Source organism: Pseudomonas cuatrocienegasensis (assembly GCF_900110925.1).
Taxonomy (GTDB): Bacteria; Pseudomonadota; Gammaproteobacteria; order Pseudomonadales; family Pseudomonadaceae; genus Aquipseudomonas; species Aquipseudomonas cuatrocienegasensis.
The window spans coordinates 1-1,164 of the sequence record NZ_FOFP01000049.1; the positions used below are offsets into that span (position 1 = coordinate 1).

General features: G+C 60.7%; 2 protein-coding genes. Both read left to right on the forward strand.

What is annotated here, in order from left to right:
• Positions 1 to 391 (forward strand): IS66 family insertion sequence element accessory protein TnpB (tnpB, locus tag BMW49_RS24370; RefSeq protein ID WP_482822340.1); only part of this gene is annotated, 391 nt, incomplete at its 5' end.
• Positions 392 to 409: 18 nt separating this feature from the next.
• Positions 410 to 1,164, forward strand: a 755-nt coding sequence (locus tag BMW49_RS24375) for an IS66 family transposase (RefSeq protein ID WP_139205726.1), incomplete at its 3' end; no start/stop codon positions are given.

The window sequence follows — 1,164 nt, forward strand, 5'->3', positions numbered from 1 at the left end:
GAGCTCCCATTTCTTGCTGGAGCTCACCCTCATGATGCGTCCCGACACCAAGGTGCAGAAGGTCTACCTCTATCCCAAGCCCGTCGACTTCCGCAAATCCATCAACGGCCTGGCAGCATTGGTCGAGTTGGACATCAAAGTGGAAGTATTCAACCCGGTGCTCTTCGTGTTCCTCAACCGCTGCCGCAACCAGGTCAAGATCCTCTACTGGGAACGCAATGGCTTCTGTCTGTGGCTCAAGCGCCTAGAAGCCGAGCGTTTCAAGACCAAGCCCGAGGCGGGTGACGAGGCCATCGAACTGACGGTCGATGAGCTGAACTGGCTACTCGACGGTATCGACCTGTGGAGTAATCGACCGCACCGGGTTCTGACGCCGCGTTTCGTGGCCTGAGCCGGTATAATCCGCGCCATGAAATATGGCGCTGACTCCCTCCCTGACGATCCCGTCCTGCTCAAGGCCCTGATTCTGCAACTTCAGGAACAGGTCGTCCTGCTGCGTCACAAACTGTTCTCGCCAAAATCCGAGCGCAGCGCTGAAGACGCCGACTCGCCTCAATTGGCCATGTTCAACGAGGCCGAAGAGCTGGTCGAAGAGCCTGCTTGCGTTGTCGACTCAGACGGCGAGGAAACCGAGGCAGAAGACGTTGTGGCCCCGGTCAAGCGCCGCGGCAAGCGCAAGCCGTTGCCGGCCGAGCTGCCGCGCGTCGAGGTCATCCACGAACTGCCCGAGCACGAACTGACCTGCGCATGCGGTTGCCGTAAGCAAGCCATCGGCGAGGAAACCAGCGAGCAGCTGGAGATCATCCCGATGCAGGTGCGGGTGATCAAACACATCCGCAAGACCTACGCCTGCAAGGCCTGTGAAACCGCCCCGGTTACAGCGGACAAGCCAGCGCAACTGATCGAGAAGAGCTTAGCCAGCCCCAGCGTGCTGGCCATGCTGCTGACCACCAAGTACGCCGACGGCATCCCACTGTACCGTTTCGAGAAAATGCTCAGCCGTCACGGCGTCGACATCCCGCGGCAAACCCTGGCGCGCTGGGTCATCCAGTCTGGCGAGCGCCTGCAACCCTTGCTCAACCTGATGCGCGACACGCTGCTCGATTACCCCGTGCTGCACTGCGACGAAACCCGCCTGCAGGTGCTGCACGAACCCGGGCGTGA